This window comes from Carboxydothermus hydrogenoformans Z-2901 (genome assembly GCF_000012865.1).
Lineage (GTDB): Bacteria > Bacillota > Z-2901 > Carboxydothermales > Carboxydothermaceae > Carboxydothermus > Carboxydothermus hydrogenoformans.
In genome coordinates, this window is sequence record NC_007503.1 from 190,159 (window position 1) to 210,225 (window position 20,067).

At 43.5% G+C, this 20,067-nt stretch carries 20 protein-coding genes and 1 riboswitch; of the genes, 13 read left to right on the forward strand and 7 right to left on the reverse strand.

The genetic code is table 11. The features are described 5' to 3' along the window. Positions 1-213: 213 nt before the first annotated feature. The 5 genes from CHY_RS00995 (at position 214) to CHY_RS01015 (ending at position 4,548) form a co-directional block, all read left to right on the forward strand. Positions 214-1,566 (forward strand): cytochrome c3 family protein, encoded by a 1,353-nt coding sequence (locus tag CHY_RS00995; protein ID WP_011343168.1) that lies wholly within the window; start codon positions 214-216, stop codon positions 1,564-1,566. 16 nt (positions 1,567-1,582) lie between these two features. Then, positions 1,583-2,239 (forward strand): tetratricopeptide repeat protein, encoded by a 657-nt coding sequence (locus CHY_RS01000; protein ID WP_011343169.1) that lies wholly within the window; start codon positions 1,583-1,585, stop codon positions 2,237-2,239. Between the two features lie 12 nt (positions 2,240-2,251). After that, the gene (locus CHY_RS01005; RefSeq protein ID WP_011343170.1) at positions 2,252-3,259 is read left to right on the forward strand and encodes a 6-bladed beta-propeller; all 1,008 of its coding nucleotides are present in this window, start codon (positions 2,252-2,254) and stop codon (positions 3,257-3,259) included. 278 nt (positions 3,260-3,537) lie between these two features. Further along, positions 3,538-3,831, forward strand: coding sequence for a hypothetical protein (locus CHY_RS01010; RefSeq protein ID WP_041537600.1), 294 nt, complete (start codon positions 3,538-3,540; stop codon positions 3,829-3,831). Between the two features lie 93 nt (positions 3,832-3,924). Beyond that, positions 3,925-4,548: a hypothetical protein gene (locus CHY_RS01015; protein ID WP_011343173.1), complete on the forward strand. Its 624-nt coding sequence runs from the start codon at positions 3,925-3,927 to the stop codon at positions 4,546-4,548. A gap of 78 nt (positions 4,549-4,626) precedes the next feature. Here the strand turns inward: CHY_RS01015 and CHY_RS01020 are convergent, their stop codons facing one another. Both CHY_RS01020 and CHY_RS01025 read right to left on the reverse strand, forming a co-directional pair. After that, on the reverse strand, positions 4,627-5,334 hold the full coding sequence (locus tag CHY_RS01020; protein ID WP_011343174.1) for a class I SAM-dependent methyltransferase: 708 nt from the start codon (positions 5,332-5,334) through the stop codon (positions 4,627-4,629). Between the two features lie 13 nt (positions 5,335-5,347). After that, entirely contained in the window at positions 5,348-6,322 is a 975-nt protein-coding gene (locus CHY_RS01025) for a 4Fe-4S binding protein (RefSeq protein ID WP_011343175.1), read from the reverse strand. A 230-nt stretch (positions 6,323-6,552) separates the two neighbouring features. On the opposite strand from CHY_RS01025, the gene CHY_RS01030 reads away from it, so the two are divergent. The 5 genes from CHY_RS01030 to CHY_RS01050 all read left to right on the forward strand — a co-directional run bounded on the left by CHY_RS01030 (position 6,553) and on the right by CHY_RS01050 (position 12,773). Next, positions 6,553-7,845 (forward strand): DEAD/DEAH box helicase, encoded by a 1,293-nt coding sequence (locus CHY_RS01030; RefSeq protein WP_011343177.1) that lies wholly within the window; start codon positions 6,553-6,555, stop codon positions 7,843-7,845. A 24-nt stretch (positions 7,846-7,869) separates the two neighbouring features. Beyond that, positions 7,870-7,977: riboswitch (TPP riboswitch) on the forward strand. A 70-nt stretch (positions 7,978-8,047) separates the two neighbouring features. Next, positions 8,048-8,563, forward strand: a complete 516-nt coding sequence (gene thiT, locus CHY_RS01035) for an energy-coupled thiamine transporter ThiT (RefSeq protein ID WP_011343178.1) — start codon at positions 8,048-8,050, stop codon at positions 8,561-8,563. Next, on the forward strand, positions 8,564-9,175 hold the full coding sequence (locus CHY_RS01040; protein WP_011343179.1) for a thiamine diphosphokinase: 612 nt from the start codon (positions 8,564-8,566) through the stop codon (positions 9,173-9,175). A 321-nt stretch (positions 9,176-9,496) separates the two neighbouring features. Then, the gene (locus CHY_RS01045; RefSeq protein WP_011343181.1) at positions 9,497-11,248 is read left to right on the forward strand and encodes a cytochrome c3 family protein; all 1,752 of its coding nucleotides are present in this window, start codon (positions 9,497-9,499) and stop codon (positions 11,246-11,248) included. Between the two features lie 145 nt (positions 11,249-11,393). Continuing rightward, a complete protein-coding gene (locus tag CHY_RS01050; RefSeq protein ID WP_011343182.1) occupies positions 11,394-12,773 on the forward strand; it encodes a NapC/NirT family cytochrome c in 1,380 nt (459 codons plus the stop codon). 41 nt (positions 12,774-12,814) lie between these two features. Here the strand turns inward: CHY_RS01050 and CHY_RS01055 are convergent, their stop codons facing one another. From CHY_RS01055 to CHY_RS01070, 4 genes are all read right to left on the reverse strand, one after another. Further along, positions 12,815-13,084: a DUF3343 domain-containing protein gene (locus tag CHY_RS01055; protein WP_011343183.1), complete on the reverse strand. Its 270-nt coding sequence runs from the start codon at positions 13,082-13,084 to the stop codon at positions 12,815-12,817. A gap of 130 nt (positions 13,085-13,214) precedes the next feature. Then, the gene (locus tag CHY_RS12555; RefSeq protein WP_011343184.1) at positions 13,215-13,904 is read right to left on the reverse strand and encodes a DUF134 domain-containing protein; all 690 of its coding nucleotides are present in this window, start codon (positions 13,902-13,904) and stop codon (positions 13,215-13,217) included. 71 nt (positions 13,905-13,975) lie between these two features. Then, complete coding sequence (locus CHY_RS01065; RefSeq protein ID WP_011343185.1) at positions 13,976-14,617, reverse strand: undecaprenyl diphosphate synthase family protein; 642 nt, start codon at positions 14,615-14,617, stop codon at positions 13,976-13,978. Positions 14,618-14,632: 15 nt separating this feature from the next. Continuing rightward, positions 14,633-15,853, reverse strand: coding sequence for an MFS transporter (locus CHY_RS01070; protein WP_011343186.1), 1,221 nt, complete (start codon positions 15,851-15,853; stop codon positions 14,633-14,635). A 109-nt stretch (positions 15,854-15,962) separates the two neighbouring features. Here CHY_RS01070 and CHY_RS01075 point away from each other — a divergent pair, with 109 nt between their 5' ends. Continuing rightward, positions 15,963-17,357, forward strand: coding sequence for a glucose-6-phosphate isomerase (locus CHY_RS01075; RefSeq protein ID WP_011343187.1), 1,395 nt, complete (start codon positions 15,963-15,965; stop codon positions 17,355-17,357). A 55-nt stretch (positions 17,358-17,412) separates the two neighbouring features. Here CHY_RS01075 and CHY_RS01080 read toward each other — a convergent pair whose 3' ends face one another. After that, positions 17,413-18,108, reverse strand: a complete 696-nt coding sequence (locus CHY_RS01080) for an HAD family hydrolase (protein ID WP_011343188.1) — start codon at positions 18,106-18,108, stop codon at positions 17,413-17,415. A 192-nt stretch (positions 18,109-18,300) separates the two neighbouring features. Here CHY_RS01080 and nrfH point away from each other — a divergent pair, with 192 nt between their 5' ends. Together nrfH and CHY_RS01090 are read left to right on the forward strand one after the other, a co-directional pair. Beyond that, complete coding sequence (gene nrfH, locus CHY_RS01085; protein WP_011343190.1) at positions 18,301-18,714, forward strand: cytochrome c nitrite reductase small subunit; 414 nt, start codon at positions 18,301-18,303, stop codon at positions 18,712-18,714. A gap of 22 nt (positions 18,715-18,736) precedes the next feature. Then, a complete protein-coding gene (locus tag CHY_RS01090) occupies positions 18,737-20,002 on the forward strand; it encodes an ammonia-forming cytochrome c nitrite reductase subunit c552 (protein ID WP_011343191.1) in 1,266 nt (421 codons plus the stop codon). Positions 20,003-20,067: the final 65 nt, after the last annotated feature.

A 20,067-nucleotide genomic window follows, 5' to 3' on the forward strand; every position in this document is an offset into this window, starting at 1 on the left:
TAAAATGATACAAATTTATTAAAATGCTCGTATTTTGTTGAAAGGAATATTTCTTAGATAGCTTCGATTATTTTGAAAAAGAGATTATATAAGCAAAACTCTATTTAATACAATAAATGTCATAATTTATATAATATCGTCGATTAAAAAATATGTAACTATGGGAGGAAAAATATTACAGACATCGAATAGCTTTTTATAGGAGGCAAAGAAATGAACGTAAGGGGACCAACAAATGGAGAAAGAGTGATAAAAATTATTTTAATTGTCAGCGGAGTATTTTTAACTATATTAATAATTGCTATAAGTTTAATTGAAGTTACCTCGCTTTCGATTACCTGTCAGGGTTGTCATGAAATGCGCCCGGAGTATTACACCTGGAAAGCTTCAACCCATAGCCAGGTTAACTGCTTAAAATGCCATGTGGAGCCGGGGATTGGGAATTTATTTAGATTTAAGGGAAAAATGTTTAACTTTGCCTACCTCCATTTTACCAAAAAATATCTACTGCCAATAAGCCTCAAAAAAGACCTTCCTCAACGCAACTGCACCCGCTGTCACGGCTCAAAAAGAGCTATTACCCCGGCAGGTGACTTAATAGTTCCCCACGATAAACACAAGTCGGCCGGAGTTCAGTGTCTGGAATGTCATAAAGGAATTGCCCACGGAAACATACTGGACCGCCAGGAAACAATTGACGGAGATTTCAGCCGCTGGAATTTAACTTACGCCAGGTCCCAGATGATACCGGAAAATGTAAAGACCAAAATGAGTTTGTGCATGAGCTGTCATGAACAAAGAAACGTGACCAGAAAGTGCGAAGCGTGTCACCGGCAAATACGGCCTCCCAAGGACCACCGGGCGTCGGACTGGCTCACCACCCACGGAAAACTTGCTCGCAAAAATTTAAAATATTGTGATTTGTGCCACTCTTATTCTAATGTTGGTATTGAATATAATGAAAAAGATCCGGTGCGGGCTTATATTAAAGGAAACAGTTTTTGCTATGGCTGTCATTCCAAAAGGCCGGTAACCCATACGGTTGACTGGATATCCTCTCATGGCCTCTTAAGGACCAAAAACGATATTTCGGGATGCCTTACCTGTCACGACTGGGGCCAGCGTTCACCGATTCAAACCGCGGGACAGAGCATTATTGCCGGCGAGAGGCAAACGCTGCAGGTACCCGGTGGGCAGGTTTTGGGAGAAAAGAAAACTTACTGCATCCAATGTCACCGGGGTCAGCATAATAATTTCTTTGCATACCAGGTGCAAAATCACCCGGTAAATCTTCCGCCCGGTACAAAGCTGCAAGGATTTTGTTTTGGGTGTCATAATGTTCGCCAGTGTCAGCAGTGCCACAAAAATGCGGAAGCCCTATTTAAAGAATTCCAGGAAGGGAGAAATAAGGCTGGTACTTCTAAAAAGCTTTTAAACCCGCACCAGAAATATTTTCAAAATGGTGCGCAAAACCACCCGGTACCTTTAAATGCCGGGACCAAACGGGATAGCAGTTGCTATCGCTGTCATAATCAAAAGTATTGTACCGGTTGCCATAAAAATTAAAAAAGGGGGATTTGTCTTGAGCACGGAAGTTAGACCGGTCAAAACACCCAAACCGGTGCCTCCGCTTGTAGCGTATTTAATAATAATTGTTTTTACAGCAACAATGTTTGTCATCGGGGTGATTATTGGTAAAGCCTTTTTTTGGGAGAATTACGATACTACACCGATAGCGGACCGGATTATTGAAGTGGCCAAGCAGAAGGTGGCTCAAGACCCCAAAAATCCGAAAAACTACGTGGATTTGGGGTGGGGTTATTTTAAGAAGAAAGATTATAATAATGCTTTGTCTCAATACAAAAAAGCGATTGATTTAGACAAAAAATACTATCCGGCTTATTTAAACCTGGGGATTCTTTATATTGAGACCGGTAAATATGATTTAGCGGCAAACACCTTAAAGAATGCTATAGCCCTGCAGCCGAAAAGCTCCAATGCTCACTTAAATCTCGGAATAGCCTATACTAAGCTTGGAAAATACAATGAAGCATTGAAAGAGTTAAATGAAGCCTATAAACTTTCCCCGGGATCAACCAGGATAATTTACGAAATAGGGGTTACCTATGAAAAAATGGGTAAAATCGAAGAAGCAAAGTACCAGTACAAGTCGGCTTTGGAGTTTGATCCGAAATTTGAAGAAGCGAAAAAAGCTTTAGAACGGCTCAATAAAAAGTAAAGGAGGGAGGGTATGAGTAGCAATAATACCCTTGCCGTACGCTTAAAAGATATTTTTTGGCGGTGGGATCAGGAAAAGCTGAAACGAACTCTGAAATGGATTTTTATAATAGAGTTAATATTTTTTATAATCTTTTATTTCCTTAACCGTAACCCGGTACCGAAAATAGTACCGCAAATAGGGCCGCCTGGACCACCAGCTTTCTTATATGCGATTTACGGTACCGACCAGAATCCCTTTAAAAAGCCAATGGCGGTGGCGGTATCCGGAAACCGAATTTATGTAACCGACACCGGCAATCAGAGGGTCCAGGTTTTTGACTATGATGGTAATCCTCTCTTTACCTTTGGTAAACCCGGTACCGATAAAGGACAGTTCAAGTTCCCCTACGGTATTGCAGTGGACGGGGACGGAAAAGTTTATGTAGCCGACATGTACAACGGTAAAATTTCCGTCTTTAACAGTGAAGGGATTTTCCAGTACTATTTTGGTAACCCCTCAGATATCAGTCGTCCTGCTGGCCTGTTCATTTCCGGTAACCGCCTTTATGTGGCCGATGTCGGGAAAAATAAAGTAACGGCGTTTACATTAGACGGGAAGAAGGTTTTGGAGTTTGGGAAGATGGGTACTGCCAACGGTGAATTTAGGGCTCCTAACTGTGTCTGGGTTGCCAACGGTAAGATTTATGTCGCTGACTCCGGTAACGACCGGGTGCAGGTCTTTAACCTCCTTGGCGGTTATGCCTATACTTTAACCGGCGGCAACAACAATGGTGAGACCTTCTCCTTTATTAACCCCAGGGGAGTTGGAGTAGATGGCCGGGGAGTACTGTATGTGGTGGATAATTTAAATAGCCGGGTTTGTGGCTTTGATGAGCAGGGTAATTTCCTCTTTACCTTTGGCAGCAAAGGGGCTGAGCTAAACCAATTTATCTTGCCCAACGGGCTTTTCGTTGATGACCAGGGCCGGATTTACATTACCGACACCGTAAACCAGCGGGTGGTCGTATATCAAAGCTGATAATGCGACCAGTAAAAGAGCTGCTAAATTAAATGGGCAGCTTTTTTACTTTTGAAACGCATTAATTTGGTAGCTATTAGCTGGAATTTTTTATCCGTGTATTCTATTTTTGAGAATACTATGCCTGAAATTAGAGGGAAATCCATCCTTGAAGTCGAATTACCTTCTTAAGGAGGGATTTTTATTGGCTAAAAAGATTGGAATTTTATTTTTATTGTTATTAGTTATCCTTGGTGTCTTGGCTTATGGTTTTTCGGGTCTGGGAAAAGCCGGAGGACGTGTTTGGTAAGTTTGAAGGAGCTTTGGCTAAAGGTGATAACAAAACTGCCTTTACATATTTATCACGTACTATAAAGGACGATTTATCACAAGAGAAACTAAAATCTTTAGATATTTTTGTCCATGAAATGGAGAAACAGGGTTTTTCCTTTAAACCGACTTTTCCCGAGTTTTGCAGGAATTTTTTTTACCGGGAATTTAAACGGGGAGTGGCCCAGGGGGATGTAGTATATACGGTAGAAATTGGTTTGGTCCGCGAGTGGGGCGGATGGAAGGTGGTAAGTGTCCGGTAATTTGCAAGGGTTTTTTAAGTAGCTTTGCAGGAAATCGGGGAAAAAGAGAGAATATAACTTTTTAGTTATAGTATACCTGCGGGAGGGAAAAGGATGCAGCGTTTTTTGGTGGCAGCGTTTTTATTACAGTTAGTCCTGTTAGTGACTTTGGGAGGGGCGATTGGTGCTGGACCCGGCGCGTTTGTGGATAAAGAAACGGGGATAGTGGTGAAAACCGCGACTCCTGAGGATACGGCGGTTTCCTTTTATGCCCTTTTGGAGAAAGGCCGCTGGCAGCCGGCGTATAAATTAATGACCAAAATGTCCCGGGACATGATTTCCGAAGCGGATATGGAAGCATCGGTCAAGCAGGTGAAGATTGTCAAGTCCCGGCTGGTTAAGGTATTTCCTGCCGACCAAAAGGGAGAGTTTGCTACTGTCGGTCACGTCCGGATAATCCAGTTAGAAAACCAGCCCAACGAGATGGCAATTGTAGGTATTGCGGTTTTACGGCAGAACCCCGAAACCCGGGGATGGGAAATTGTTCGAGTGCCCAATGAAATCGAAAGCGTTTATAAGGATATCCTGGATTTAATTTTAAAAACCGATGAAAAAATGAGCAGAGAAGATTTTGCCGGCGAAAATCTGACGAAGGAGCAGCTTACCCAGATAAAAGACCAGATCAAGGCCATGAAAGAAATGCATGAAGCCCAAAAGGAAGCGTTAAATCAGCAATAAAAGTTTTTGTTTAGCCGGCAGAAGCCGGCCCTACAAAAATGCAACTAAATTCCCCGCCCGATAAGGCGGGGAATTTGCCTATTTTCGTGCTGTAAACACTAAATCCCGACCTTCGGGATCATAGGGTGTAAGGGTGAAATCCCGGTAAAAGACGATTTCCCGAAAGCCGGCATCTTCCAAAAAGGTTTTTAACTTTTCCACAGTAACCGGATATAAAAACATCTGGTCGGTGTAAGTTTCTCCTTTTTGCGGGAAAACAAGTTCAAGGGAGAACCGCACCAAATCGCCAAAAAGTTCGTACCGCCGGCGGAAAATTAAATCCAGATCCAAAAGCTTTTTTTCGGGGAAAGGGAAAACGCCGGTTTTTAAAAATAAGGCAAAGTTAACCGTTTGACCTACTAAAAGACCTCCTGGAAGTAAATGTTTAAAAAAGTTTGCCAGAGCTTTTTTTATACCATCCTCTCCTAAAACCGGTAAGGTGTTGCCGATACAAAAAATGCCCTCAAAAGACTCCTTTAAGTGAAAAGCAGTAAGGTCAGCGGTTAAAAATTTAACATTGTTTTTACCCCGCGCCTTTTTCTGAGCTAAACTTATAAATTCAGGGTTTATATCGATTCCCGTTACTTCAAAACCCCTTTCGGCCAAAGAGAGGGCGTAATTACCGGTACCGCAGCCCGCGTCCAAAAGTTTTTTTGCCGGGGTAAAAAGCTTTTTTAAACTATTTACTACCGTATCATTGGCCGGGAACAAGAGATCGTAATACCGGTTTAAAAGAGAAAAGCCCATCCATCCTTCCTCCTCAGTGGGTAAGCTTATCGACCAGCGGGTAATAAGCTTGCCAGAGTTCTGGTAATACTGTGGATTGCCAGCGTCCGGTAATTTTAGCAATAATCATGCCGCCAATAAAAAAGCCCAAAAGAATTAAAGAATACTGAAAAGGGGTTAAGGTAAATTTTCCAATTCTGCTGCCAAGAGACAAAGTGTTTCTTACCGGACAGACTTCAACGCAACTACAGCATAACGTACATTCGGGAGAGGTAACGGCATTTAGGGTCGAAACCTTTAAATTGCTGGGACAAATTTTATCGCATTTTTTACAGGAAATACAGCTTTCGTTATTTCTTTTTATAGTTAGGGGCGAAAAAAAAGCAAAAATATTCATGAAAGCTCCATAAGGACAGAGAAACCGGCACCAGAATTGAGGAAAAGTAAGGGATAAAACTATTAAGACGATAAGTACCTTTACGGTTAAAGCGGAAGGATTTAAAAAGAATTTTAGCATTTTGATATCAGCAACCGCATTATAAGGGGATTGGACAAACTGCCAGGTAGCATCATAAGGCATGTCAATTAAAATTACTTTAATAAAGAACAGAGCGATAAGATACTTAATGCTGGCAAGTAAATAGCCAAGCCAGGTTGGGATTAGTAAATCTCCGGGGATTATTTTTTTTCGAAAACGGTATAGAAGTTCCGATACGGTACCGATGGGACAGATATGGCTGCAAAATCCGCGTTTAAAGAGAAAAGCGCTCAAAATAATTAAAATTAAAATCGTAAGGCCTGCCGGGTGTACCGGATCAAAAATTCCCGAAAATAAATAGCTTTTTAAAGCTACCAGGGCTGAAATAGGGAGAAAGCCTTCGATTGAAGGAAAACGGTATTTTAACGCCGAAACCCCTTCGGTGGGGAATAAAGTTACTGCCTTATAAAAGAAAAAACCGGCTACAGAAAAAAAGAGAAGATAGTAATACTGGCTAATCTTTCGGAGCAAGGCAAAGTCCCTCCTTTTACTTGCATTATAAAATAATGGTAAAAACTTTTCCGTGATACTTCTCACAAATAAAATAATCCTTGCATTACGGAAAAGAATGGTTTATAATACATGAGGCAAGAAATGGTAAGCCTTTCTGCCAAGCTGCAGAAAGGCTTTTTATGTTTTAAGCATAAATCCAGCAATTTTGCCCAAATTAAAAATGAAAAAAGGAAAAAGGAGAGTTTTTCATGGAAGAGTTTAAAAAATTGGGATTAATCACACCGCTTTTAAAAGCGGTGAACGACCTGGGGTTTGAAATGCCTACTCCCATTCAAAAGGAGGCTATTCCACTTATTTTAGAAGGACATAACCTGGTGGGTCAGGCTCCTACCGGAACCGGAAAAACCGCTGCTTACCTTTTACCGGTGTTACAAAGAATTCAGCGGGGAAAGAAAGCTCAAGTGTTGATCGTTACTCCGACCCGGGAGCTGGCACTGCAGGTGGCCGATGAAGTGGCCAAACTCGGAAAATATCTTAAAGTCCGGGCTCTGGCGGTATACGGCGGCCAGGCTATTGAGCGGCAAATCCGGGGACTTCGCCAGGGGGTAGAAGTGATTGTGGGGACCCCGGGACGAATCTTAGACCATATCGGCCGGAAGACTTTTCCGGCGGCAGAGATCAAAATCGTTATCCTGGACGAAGCCGATGAAATGCTGGATATGGGTTTTATCGATGATATCGAGGCAATTTTAAATACCCTGACCAACCGCCAGCAAACCTTGCTTTTCTCGGCAACGCTGCCGGCTCCAATAAAAACCATAATTAAAAAGTTTTTAGGGGGGTATAAAACGGTTAAACTGGTTGGCAGGGAAAAAACCGTGCCGGCGATTCGCCAGGTATATTACGAGCTTCCGGAAACGGAAAAAATCGAGGGACTTGTCAGTATCTTAAACAGCGAGCTACCCATCCAGGCTATTGTGTTTTGTCGCACCAAAAAGCGGGTTGATGAGGTAGTAGAGCAATTAAACTTTCGGGGTTATGCAGCTAAAGGATTGCACGGGGATATGAGCCAGCGGGAACGCACTCAGACCATTAAAAGCTTTAAAGCCGGGAAAACCGAACTTTTGGTGGCTACCGATGTAGCCGCCCGGGGCCTTGACATTCCCGATGTTTCCCATGTCATCAATTTCGATATTCCCCAGAACCCGGAAAGCTATATCCACCGTATTGGACGTACCGGCCGGGCGGGCAGGGAAGGAAAGGCCATTACCCTGATTAACTACCGGGAAAGAAAGCTTTTAAAAGCCATAGAAGAGGCAATAAATAAGCGCTTAAAGCGGGAAATACTGCCGGAGCCGGTGGATTTGGAAGAAGCCAGATTCAAAAAAATTGCCAAGAAAATTCTGGATACCATTACCAAAGGGGTACCGGCTTTGTATCTGGAAATGGCGGCCAGACTTTTAGAAGAGGAAGAGTCGGAGCAGCTTTTAGGGGCAACTTTGTATCTTCTGGAAGATCGGTCTTTACAGAATGATTTTTAGCGGTTATAATTGTAAAAAAATACTAACGGCCACTGGGGGTGCCGGTCAAAACCGGCTGAGAGGGAGAGTTCTCCCAACCCTTTGAACCTGATCCGGGTAATACCGGCGTAGGGAAAGTGGGGTAACTGGAAGATAAGCCCGTTTTCCGCTTTGCCGGAGACGGGCTTTTTTGTCTGGTGGCCGGGAAAAAGGAGGGTGGCTGATGAAAGGGTTAGACTTGCGGGTGGTGACCCGCGGGGGGCTTGCTTTAGCTCTTGCTGTGGTTTTAAGTTTCATAAAAATCTGGCAGATGCCCCAGGGGGGTTCGGTAACGCTCTTATCCATGCTGCCGGTAATTTATTTTGCTTATACCGAAGGGCTTTTACCGGGGTTACTGGTAGGGGTCTTGTATGGTTTGTTACAGTATTTAATTGAACCGTATTTCGTTCATCCCGTTCAGTTTCTTCTGGATTATCCGGTGGCTTTTGGGGCCCTTGGCCTGGCGGGACTTTTTGCCAAAAAGTCGCCGTATCCGGGAGTGGTACTGGCAATTCTTGGACGGTTTTTATCCCACCTCATATCCGGAGTGGTGTTTTTTGCGAGCTATGCGCCAAAAGGTCAAAGCCCCTGGGTGTATTCGGCAATTTATAACGGTAGTTACCTGCTGCCGGAATTAATTTTAACCCTGGGGGCAGTTTACTTGCTGAAAATCTTTGAACGCTTGCGGAAGGTGACGTAAATGCGGGTTATAATTTTTGCCGGGGGTGAGGCCCCCGGCTTTTTACCGGATTTAACACCGGAGGATTACTTAATAGTGGCCGATGGTGGGGCAAGGCATTTGCCCCCGGAGGTCATACCCGATCTTTTACTGGGGGATATGGACTCGCTTCCGAAAAACTTGCAGGAAGAGTTTAAAAGAAAAGGGGTAAAGCTTAAAATTTATCCTGCCGAAAAAGATTTTACCGATTTAGAAGCAGCTGTACAAACAGCGCAGGACCTGGATGCTTCCGAGGTTGTAGTGGTAGGAGGAACCGGGGGACGGAGCGACCACTTTTTTGCAAATTTGCTACTTCTTGCTAAATGTAGCTGCCCGGTAACCTGGATTGGTCACGATTTTACCGGTTATCTAAATAAAAACCCTCTTATTCTAAAAGGGAAACCCGGGCAGTTATTTTCGGTTATTCCCCTTACCGGAGAAGTTACCGGCCTTACTATCGAAGGAGCTAAATACCCCCTTGTTGGGGCTAATTTATCCTGGGGGACTACTTTGGGGCTGTCAAATGAGTTTATAGCCGATACGGTCAGAATTTCCTGGGTGACCGGTAAATTAATACTACTGCAAATTTTTTGATTTGGGCATTTTTTTGGAACCTTACCGGAGTAACGGTAAGGTTTAATTATATCGAGGTAGCTAATAAATTTTTTCTAAAAATATTTCTGCTAAAAATAGCGTAATGTCAAGAGAAAAAAGGTTTTAAACATTTTATGTATATAAATAAAATTTATACAACTATAAGCAGGGAAATCCATAAAAAAGTCGAAAAAAGCATATAAAAGAAAAGTGACAAAAAAACATTATATGCTTTAATTCCGGGGAGCTGGGCTATAAGTAAAACTTAGTGCTTGCCTTGCGTTTCCCGGCTTTAATAAAAATACAAGGAGAGGTGATGTGATGAGGAGGAAGAGTTTAGTTATTTTGCTGCTGGCAGTGTTTGTACTTTTATTTAGCGGTACTACCCTGGCTGCAGATCATTCGCAGGGCAAAGATTGTTTATCGTGTCACCAGAAATATGATCACTCCAGGCTGCAAAAGTACGAGGGATCAAAAAACTGTTTACCCTGCCATTCCGACCAGGTAAACGATGTTATCCACTCGGACCACTATACCTGGCAGAGCAAACCGGTAAACCTGATTGATGCTGCCGGTAAGCCCTGGCCCGCCGATAAGCCGGTAGGGAAACTTGGGGGCTTAAACGATTTCTGCATTACCCCGGATATTAACTTCCTGGGAATTTTAGTTAATAAGAACGGGGCTAATGTCAAAGGTGGCTGTGGCCAGTGCCACGTAGGTATGGGTTCAAGGCCGGATAAAATTGATGAGGCAAAAGATAAGGAAAACGTTGACTGTTTAATTTGCCATGCCGATTATTCGGTATACAACAGGAACCTGAAAACTATTGTGCAGGATGCATATGGTAACTTGTATTACATTCCTAATACCTCGGTAATTGATATTGCCTATGTGAAAAAAGCAAACGTTTCTGGAACGGTTGATATTACAGCAGCCCTAAAATCAATTAAGAAGACCCCCGATAATAAAAACTGCCTCCAGTGCCATGCTTTTGCTGGCGGTGGCCCCAACAACAAGCGGGGAGATTTAGAACCCATCCTGATGACCGAGCCTGCCAAAGTAGATGTTCATATGGGTAGTGGGATGAAATGTGTTGACTGCCATAAGACCGAAAACCACAAAATAGCCGGCCGTGGGGTAGATTTACGGACTAACGAATTAAATTATAATGTACGGTGTGAAAATTGCCACTCTACTAAGGTCCATAAAGGTCCTCTGGGAGTGGCCTTGAACAATCACGTCAAGAGCATCGACTGCACTACCTGTCACGTACCGGAATACGCAATTACCCAGTCTACTGATGTTTTCCGGGATTGGTCACAGGCGGAATACAATAGTGTAACCGCCCTCTATGAGCCCAAAATAGAACGGGGACAAAATTTAAAGCCAGTATATCTCTGGTGGAATGGCCTTTCTTACGCCCAGCAAACTGATGTACCGGCGGTATTTAATAAAGATAACAAATATGCTCCTAATAAAACAACTAAACCCGATTACGTAACTTTATTTGCACCGGTTGGCTCAATAAACGATCCCAAGGCCAAGATTTATCCCTTCCGCTACCACTATGCTTATATGCCTATTGACCCGGTCACTGGTAAGTTCTTCCCGGCTAAAGCTGGTTACGTATTTATGACCGGCGATGTTTTGGGTGGATTTACTAAAGGCTATAAAGAATGGTTTGGCGTGGATTTGGTAAGTCCGGTTAAGTGGGTCTATGCCGAGCGGTACATGGGCTTGTATCATGAAGTGAAGCCCGCAAGTCAGGCGCTCTCCTGCACCAGCTGCCACAGTAACCGGGGAGTTCTTAACTGGAAAGCTTTAGGATATAAAGGCGATCCAATTATTTATGGTGCGAGAAAGGTTGTAACAACTCCGGCAGTTAAAACCTATACGGTAACCAAGACCACTTATCTCTACCAGACCGCATCTACCAAAGCCAAGAAACTAACCACACTGAAGGCTGGTACTAAAGTAACTTATGTAAGTGCTTCGGGCAACTACTATAAAGTCCAGGTAAAAGTTGGTTCCAAAACTTATACTGGCTATGTTTTAAAGTCTTATCTCAAGTAAGTCCAAGGAAAGAAAAGGATAAGAGAGGGGTTAACAGCCCCTCTTTTCTTTAGCAGCAATTAGCATTAAACCCATAAAAAAGTGTTGGCATAAAAGGAATTTTGCTACTATATGTCGAATTAAAAGAGCGAAAGGGGGTGAGACGGTGCAAAAAAGGCTTCTTTGGATAATAATAATTGCAGCGGCAATTATAGCGATAGCAGCTCCTTTTGCTATTCACGAAACCAGTAAGCCGACTTTTTGCAATACCTGCCACTCGATGAAACCTTACGTGGCAGCCTGGAAAGAATCAAACCACGCAAGGGTTGATTGCATGGCCTGCCACCGAGACCCCGGTTTTGTGGGACTGATGAAAGTTAAGCTGGGTGGGCTTAAGCAGGTGGCGGTAGAGCTTACTGAAAAGCCATCGCCAGATGAAATTAAAGGGAAGGCAGAGGTACCCAACAGGCGGTGCGAAGCCTGTCATAAGTTAGATCAGATTACTGTAAACGGGACTTTTACCTTTAGCCATGAACTGCACGCCGGGAAAAAGGGATTAGCCTGTGTAACCTGTCATGGTGGTTTGGTTCATGGTACAGAGAAAAAATTAACCATGCAGGATTGTATTGACTGTCATAAACAGAAAAATGGTCCCACCAGCTGTGAAAGTTGCCACCAGGATAAGGCGGCTATAAAGCCGCAAAACCATGATGCCAAGTGGCTGGCAGCTCATGGTACGGAAGCTAAAAAGGATCTGGCTGCCTGTACTACCTGTCATACCGGTGAATTGGGGCTGGAGAAGTACTGCAATACCTGCCACAAAGGCGTGACAATGCCGCATCCGGCGAACTGGCTTAAAAACCATAAGGTTTCGGATGTAACAGTTTGCAATACCTGCCATGCAAAACCGGTGGAAGGAGGCAAGGCCCAGACCTGTATTAGCTGTCACCAAGTAGAAATGCCGCACCCGGCAAACTGGACCAGTACCCATGGTAAGTTTACCCTGCAGAACAAAAACGTTAACTGCTACACCTGCCATACCAAAACCGAATGCAGCAGTTGCCACAAGATAGATATGCCCCATCCAGCGACGTGGCTTTCGACCCACGGAAAGACTGCGCTGGCAAAAGGGACAAGTAGCTGTTACGGCTCCTGTCATACAAAAGCAACCTGTGACAGCTGCCATAAGGTACCGATGCCTCATAGCAGCAGCTTTAAGACAACCACTCACGGGGCAACGGCCTTGGCAAAAGGTAGTAGTACCTGTTATACCTGCCACAGCAAAAATGAGTGCACGACATGCCATGCAAACGTTAAAATTCATGATAGTGGATTCTTTGCCAAACACAGCAGTGAATATGCTAAAAATCCAGCAAAATGTAACACCTGTCACACCAACAAAACCACCTGCAACAGCTGTCACAGCAAAATTGGCCATACGGAAACCTGGATTACCAGACATGGTATAGCAGTAGGACAGTATGGTTCTGATTTATGTTCTACCTGCCATGACCGGGTTAAGTTCTGCAGTAGCTGCCATCGCTAAAGCAAAATGGGCTTACTCCGCTTGGCAGAGTAAGCCCATATTTACATTAGTGAAAAAAGCTTTTGGTAAAATCGGATTTTTTTTTCGTCGGTAACCGGATAAACCCCCTCTACCGGTATCCCTTGCTTTTGGGCCAAAGTAAGTATATTTTCCGTTGCCTCTTTTTCAATCAGCAAGCAGGTTCCGCAGTCGGAACGAATTTCCCGCGGTAGAGGAATCATCTGGAATTTAAAAGATTTTTCTTTTAAAATATCTTCCAATTGCAGGAGATGATGGATGGACGGGAAAGTTAAAAAGACCAGCTCACGCATAAATACCCCTTCTTGTTCTCGGTTCTATACATCATTATATATAAAGCAACAGAAAATAGGAAATAACATTTTGGAATAATATTTCAAACTTTTGTTATATTTGCCATTCCCGCCCATCCCGAAAAACTTCTTAACAAGTCCCTTCAAAGGTCTCGAGGGTACCTTCTAAGTACTTTTCCACGGCTTTTTGGGCATCCTTTTCCGTAGTTAAAACCGGGGTTATACCGTGGGCCTTTAAGTCTTCCTGCATCCGCCAGCCCATACCTCCCGAAATTACCACCTTTACCCCGGCAAAAGCTTCAAGAATTCGGGCATGGCTTCCACCATGGCCGTGGCCGTGTTCGTGGTGGTGATGGTGATGATGGTGATGGGGGCCGTGGAAGGTGTTTTCCAAGATTTCACTTCCGACTATTTTTCCGTCTTCGACGGTAAAAATAACAAACTTGGGAGCGCTTCCAAAGTGAGCGCTGACATCCTTTCCGGTAACTGACGCCACAGCAATTTTCATATTTTTCTCCTCCCTTGGATTTGTGAAAGTAAAACTTCCTCCTTCAATTTTTAAAGCATAGCCGAGAATTAGAGCCCGGGCAATTTTTTCCCGGGCGGTTTTTAAAATCCGGTGGAAAGTCGGCCGGGAAACTCCCATCTTTTCGGCCGCTTCAATTTGTTCTAAGCCTAAAAGATCCTTTAGCCTCACCGCCTCCATTTCTTCCTGAGTCAGGGTAATTTCTGCAAGTTCATTTGCTGGAATACCTGCAGGTTTAAAATACTTAACCGGTGATAAATAACTTACATGGCGGCATTTTGGTGGCCGCGGCATGCCGCACCTCCTTTATGAACATAATTTCATTATTAACTATAACGCAATAATGAACATATGTCAATAATAAATTAACCACCTAAGGTAATATCCTGTTCCTGATACCAGGAAAGGGCCTGATAGAGGTGTTCATCTTTAAAATCCGGCCAGTAATCATCAATTACGTAAAAATCGGCATAAATCGATTGGATTGGTAAAAAGCCCGAAAGCCTACGCCGCCCACCCCAGCGAATAATTAAATCCACCCGGGAGATGTCAGCGGAAGGTAGCGCGGAAAAACCTTGAGCTAAATGCTCGAGGTCCCATTTCCAGCCATAATTTACTAAAAAATTTACCTTTACTGAACCTTTGCCAAAAACCGTTCTTTTTTGGGTATAGGGTAAAAGTTCCGGGGGGAACTGGGGTGAGGAGGTATTCCCCACGACTAAAAGGGCCGAATCCCTTTGGGATAACCTTTTTACCGCTTCAACGCAAGCTTTCCGGAAAGCATCCCGTTGATAGTTAGGCCTCTTGGTGTTATCAACGGTGAAACCATAAAAGGTTAGTTCGGGAATACCCAGTGCTAAGCATAATTCGTAAAGGCGAATTCCGGGGTCAATCCCAAAGAAATAGCCTTTTTCTTTAGTCATTCCCTGGGCTTCGGCCCAGCGGCGGTTGCCATCGGGAATTATACCGATATGTTTTGGTAAGCGCTTAAAAAAATAGGAAACCATAATATCCTTTCGGACTTATGGTTTCCTTCCCAGGGTAAAATTAATCATTAAGATAAGAATTAAAGCTATTATTGCGCCGGCGGCAAAAGTTCCGGAGGCGTTTAAGTAATGGCTGACACTTCCTGCAAAAAGGCTTCCTAAAGGAGCAAAGCCGGCGAAAACGGTGGTATAGATACTCATAACCCGGCCGCGGTAGGCGTCACTTACATTTTTTTGCAGATAAGAATTGCTACCGGAATTAAAGGCAATGGTAAAATAACCGGTTAAGAATAACAACACCATTGCCGGGAAAGGTTTTTTGGCTAAAGGCATTGCCAGTTGAAAGATAGCCATTAAAAAAGCACTGATTTTAATTACTTTATCTAAATTAAGCCTTTTGGAGAAAGTTGCCATCGAGAGGGCACCCATTAGAGCTCCAAAGCCAAAGGATGACATCATAAAGCCAAACATCTCTGCGGGAAGCTTTAAATCAATCCTGGCTAAAATGGGAATTAAGACGCTGAAATTCATGGCAAAAATGCTTAATGCGGAAACGGTAAGGATAGCCCGCAACAGCGGTTTTTGCTTAAAAAGATAGCTAAACCCTTCTTTTAAATCTTCTTTTATAGAAAAGGAAGAGGGTTTTCTTCTTGCCGGCAAGTTATCCATTAAAAATAGTCCGGTAAGGACAGCTAAAAAGCTTAGAGTATTGATAAAGAAACAGGTAGCTGAACCGTATTTGGCTAAGACTAAACCGGCCAATGCCGGACCCAAAAGCCGGGCCAAGTTAAAAATGGTAGAGTTTAAGGCAATAGCGTTGGTTAAGTCTTCGGGGCCGACTAAATCGATAACAAAAGCCTGCCGGGTGGGCATATCAAAGCTGTTGGCAACTCCTAAGCCAAAAGCGATAAGTAAAAGATGCCAGTAACTGACTAAATTTAAGTAAGTGAGAACGGTTAGAAGCCCGGAGAGAACCATCATAAATGATTGGGTGATTAAAAGGATGTACCTTTTTGGAAAACGGTCGGCAGCTACCCCACCAACTACCGACAAAAAAGTCATCGGAGCAAACTGCACGGCGGATAGTATCCCCAGAAGAAAGGGGGAACGGGTTAGTTCCAGAGTAAGCCACGATAAAGCTACCGACTGCATCCAGGTACCGATTAAAGATAAAGCCTGACCGAAAAAAAACAAGCGGTAATTTTTGTGGGAGAGAGCGGAAAAAGTTCCAAGTTTAATTGATAAATCTTTGGCCATTTAAATCCCTCTTTTCCTATCACTATTTTAGCATATACTTTCTTTAAAATACCAAAAATTTGGGGTAAAATAATCCTGATATACAAATTTTAAGCACTGGAGGGGTATAATGGCGTTAAAAATTGACTTTAATAATGTCTTTCATCCATATCTGCAAAAGGAAAGGTTAGGGGAAGCGGATATTGATGGTTATAAAGAAAAATTTACCTCTGCCCTTGTAAGCTTACGGGAGAAAAAAGAAAAAGGGGAATTGGGCTTCTTTCACCTGCCGTATCTTCCGGAAGAAGAAATAGCTGAAATTGAAAAAACCGCCCGGGAGGTCCGGGAAAAATTTAAGTATTTTGTAGTCTTGGGGATTGGCGGTTCTGCCTTAGGGCCTCTGGCGGTTCATACGGCATTAAACAATTTACGGTACAACGAGCTTTCCGAGGAGCTTAGGGGTGGACCGAAATTTTATGTAGAAGATAACATTGACCCGGAGCGGATGGCTTCGCTTTTAAAGGTAATTGAACCGGAAAAGACCGTTTTTAACGTTATTACCAAATCGGGGGCAACGGCCGAAACCTTATCCCAGTTATTAATAGTTACGGAGGTACTAAAGAAAAAGGTTGGAAAGCGGTTTACTGAACACTTGATTTTTACTACCGATCCGGAAAAAGGAAGTTTAAGGGCGCTTGCCCGGGAACTCGGGGTAAAAACCTTTGCCATTCCTCCTAACGTAGGCGGCCGTTTTTCCGAGTTGACACCTGTGGGGCTATTACCGGCAGCGGTTACCGGTATTAACATCCGGGAGCTTTTAGCAGGAGCCCGGGAAATGGCGGAAAGGTGCGAACGGGAAAACCTTTGGGAAAATCCGGCGGGTTTAGCGGCTGCCATTCACGTTTTGCTCTTGGAGCGGGGAAAAAATATGGCGGTTATGATGCCGTATGCCGACAGCTTAAAATATATGGCCGATTGGTACGCTCAATTACTCGGGGAAAGTATCGGTAAAAGGTTAAACCGCCGGGGAGAAGAGGTTTTTGTAGGACAAACTCCGGTTAAAGCCCTGGGGGTCACCGATCAGCATTCTCAGGTCCAGCTTTATACCGAAGGACCCTTTGATAAACTCCTGATTTTCTTGGAAGTAGAACGTTACCGGAATAGGGTGGTGATTCCTCCGGATTTTCCGCAGTATGCTGAACTAAAGTTCTTGGGCGGACATACTTTAAACGAGCTTATTATAGCGGAGAAAAAAGCTACCGAATTTGCTCTTTTGAAAGCGAGAAGACCAAACTATACCGTAATTTTCCCGGAGGTAAATCCCTATACGGTGGGCGAGCTTCTCTATTTCTTAGAGGCGAAAATTGCTTTTATGGGAGAATATCTTGATATTAATGCTTTTGACCAGCCCGGGGTGGAGGAAGGAAAAAAGGCCACCTATGCGCTCCTGGGTCGGGAAGGGTTTGAAGAGAAACGGCAGGAAGTTTTAAAGGTAAAAAAAGAACCGCGGTTTATTCTGGAATAAGAGGAGTGCCAAACTCCAACCTCCAGCATCCCGCCTCCAGAAGAGTTGGCCCGCTTTAAAAATTCTCCCTTATAAACCGATACAACTCATAAAAATCCCCGGCGTAATCGGGCGTGCGGGGATTTTCTCTTTTTACCTCGTAATCTTTCACAAGGAAAGTTTTAATCCCCAGCTCTTTTGCTACCAGATCTTCGGCTGGATCGTTACCAATCATCAGGCAGTCAGAAGGCCGGGCTTTAATTTTTTCCAAAATTTCTTTATAGTAGTTAGGATTGGGCTTACAGTAGTGCATATTATCGTAATGGGTAATAAAACGAAAATATTTAGGGGATAAATTTGCCCAATAAAGCCTTTCTATGATGGCGCTTCTGGGGAAAAGGGCGTTGGTAGCCAGGATTAACGTATGGCCTTTTTTATGAAGATAGCGAATCATGGATCTTGCCAGGGGATGGGGTTTAAAGTAGTTACCGATATTTTTAAAAGAAGTGTGGTAAAAATCTTCGAAAACATTGCGGAGGTTGGCGGTACCCGGGTAAACCCGGTCAAAGGCTTGCCAGAAAACTTCGCTGTTTAGCTTTTCTCCGGTGTTTTTTACCGTTTCTTCGGTAGCTTTTAAAATAGCCTTCACGATAAGATCGGGGTCAAACTTACCCTTAACGTAACTTTTTACTTCCTGAATATAAAGCTTTAAAAAGTAGTCAAGATTTAACGGAAGCAAGGTGCCGTCCAGGTCAAAAAGAATGTAAGCCACATCTCTCCCTCCCTAATGGGTATTTTATCACAAAAAGTAATTTCTTAGCTTATCTCTTAATTCATTTGTGATTTGAAAAGCGCGGGTTACCAGGGTTTCGGCATCGAGGCCAGGCTCATCAGGAATAGCTCTCAAGAGTAAGTATTCTCTAAAGAAAATAAAGGAATAATAAAAGAAAGAAAGGGGGATAAGATGAAGGGATTATTTTACCTGAGTGTTGCAGTATTACTAATTTATGGCCTAATGTTTTTGGTAGGGTTGAAGCCGGTTCATGCTTATTTTGATAGCCCTGAATTTTGTTCTACCTGCCACGTAATGAAAAAGGAGTACCAGGGATATTTAAAAAAACCACATGCAGGAAAAGTAAGCTGTGGGGGATGTCATTTACCGGCGGGATTTCCCCGTTACGGGATTGAAAAAACTTATTCGGGAATCAGAGATTTTCTTTCTTTTTCCTTCCGTACCTATCCCGATGTAATAAAAATTTCCTCCCGCTCGCAAAAAATTGTGGAGGAAAACTGTCTTCGCTGTCATCAGGGGGTCACGGAAAAGCTTTTGGGGGTGTCCCAGCGGTGCACCTTTTGTCACCGGCAGGTATTTCACTGAAAACTGTTAGGAGGGGATAATTTTGACCCGCGGTATAACAATTGGAATTATTATAGTTGCTCTAACTTTGCTTGCGGGAACTTTTGTGGCCTACATTACTGCCAAAAACGATGTTCCCTATAGAACTTTGACAACCGGTTTTAAGAAAGATGAGATTAAACCCGAAAAGTACGGCCAAAAATTTCCGGTTGAATATAAGTATTACTTAAAAAATAAAGAAATGGCTCTGGCTCCCAGTAAGTACGGAGGCTCGGTAAAAAGAGACCACCTCAAGGAATTTCCTTATATGAAAACCTTATGGGCGGGCTTTGCCTTCAGTAAAGACTATACTGAAGATCGGGGTCATGTTTATGCTCTGGAAGATGTTAAGGAAACCAAAAGGATTTCCGAAAAAACCGCCTTAGCCTGTATGACCTGTAAATCTTCCCAGGTACCGGTTTATATGGACAAATGGGGAGTAGATAACTTTTATAAAGCCAGATTTAGAGAAAAACAAAATCTTTTTACGATACCGATTGGCTGTTATGACTGTCATGATGCTCAGACCATGAAGTTACGCATTACCCGGCCGGCGTTAAAAGATGCGTTAAAACGAATTGGCCGGGATCCGGAGAAATTTACGGAGAAAGAACTTAAGAATTATATCTGCGCCCAGTGTCATGTAACTTATTATATTGACAAGGCAACAAACCGGGTAATCTTTCCCTGGGATGGGGGAGTAGATCCGGAAGATATGTACCGGCATTATGAAAAAAGAAATTTTTATGAATGGGTACATCCTTTAAGCGGCACTAAAATGCTGAAATCCCGCCATCCGGAGTTTGAAATGTTTTCGGGAAGCGTGCACAGTGCGGTGGGGCTTACCTGCGTTGATTGTCATATGCCGTACGTCTATGAAGGCGGCAAAAAATATTCCAGCCACTGGTGGACTTCTCCGTTAAGAACTTTAGAGCAGTCCTGCCGCAAGTGCCACCGGGAAGAGGAGGCTAAGCTTAGAGAGCGGGTCTTTTACATCCAGGACCGAACTTATGACTTATTAAACCGGGCGGGGAAAGCCAATGAAGAAGCAATTAAAGCTATAAATGAAGCAGTATATTCTCCGGGGGCAGATAAAGCTTTAATTGAAAAGGCGCGGAAGCTTCACCGGGAGGCCCAGTGGTACTGGGATTATGTCAGCAGCGAAAACTCTATGGGCTTTCATAACCCGGAAAAAGCCCTGACTACGCTGGGTAAATCCATCGACCTTGCCCTTAGAGCCAAAGCTACCGCCCTCCAGGCCAAAAAGTAACAGAAGGGACGGTTCTGAGAATGACCATTTTCCCGAAAAGAAGCAGGGAAAATGGTGGCTGACAG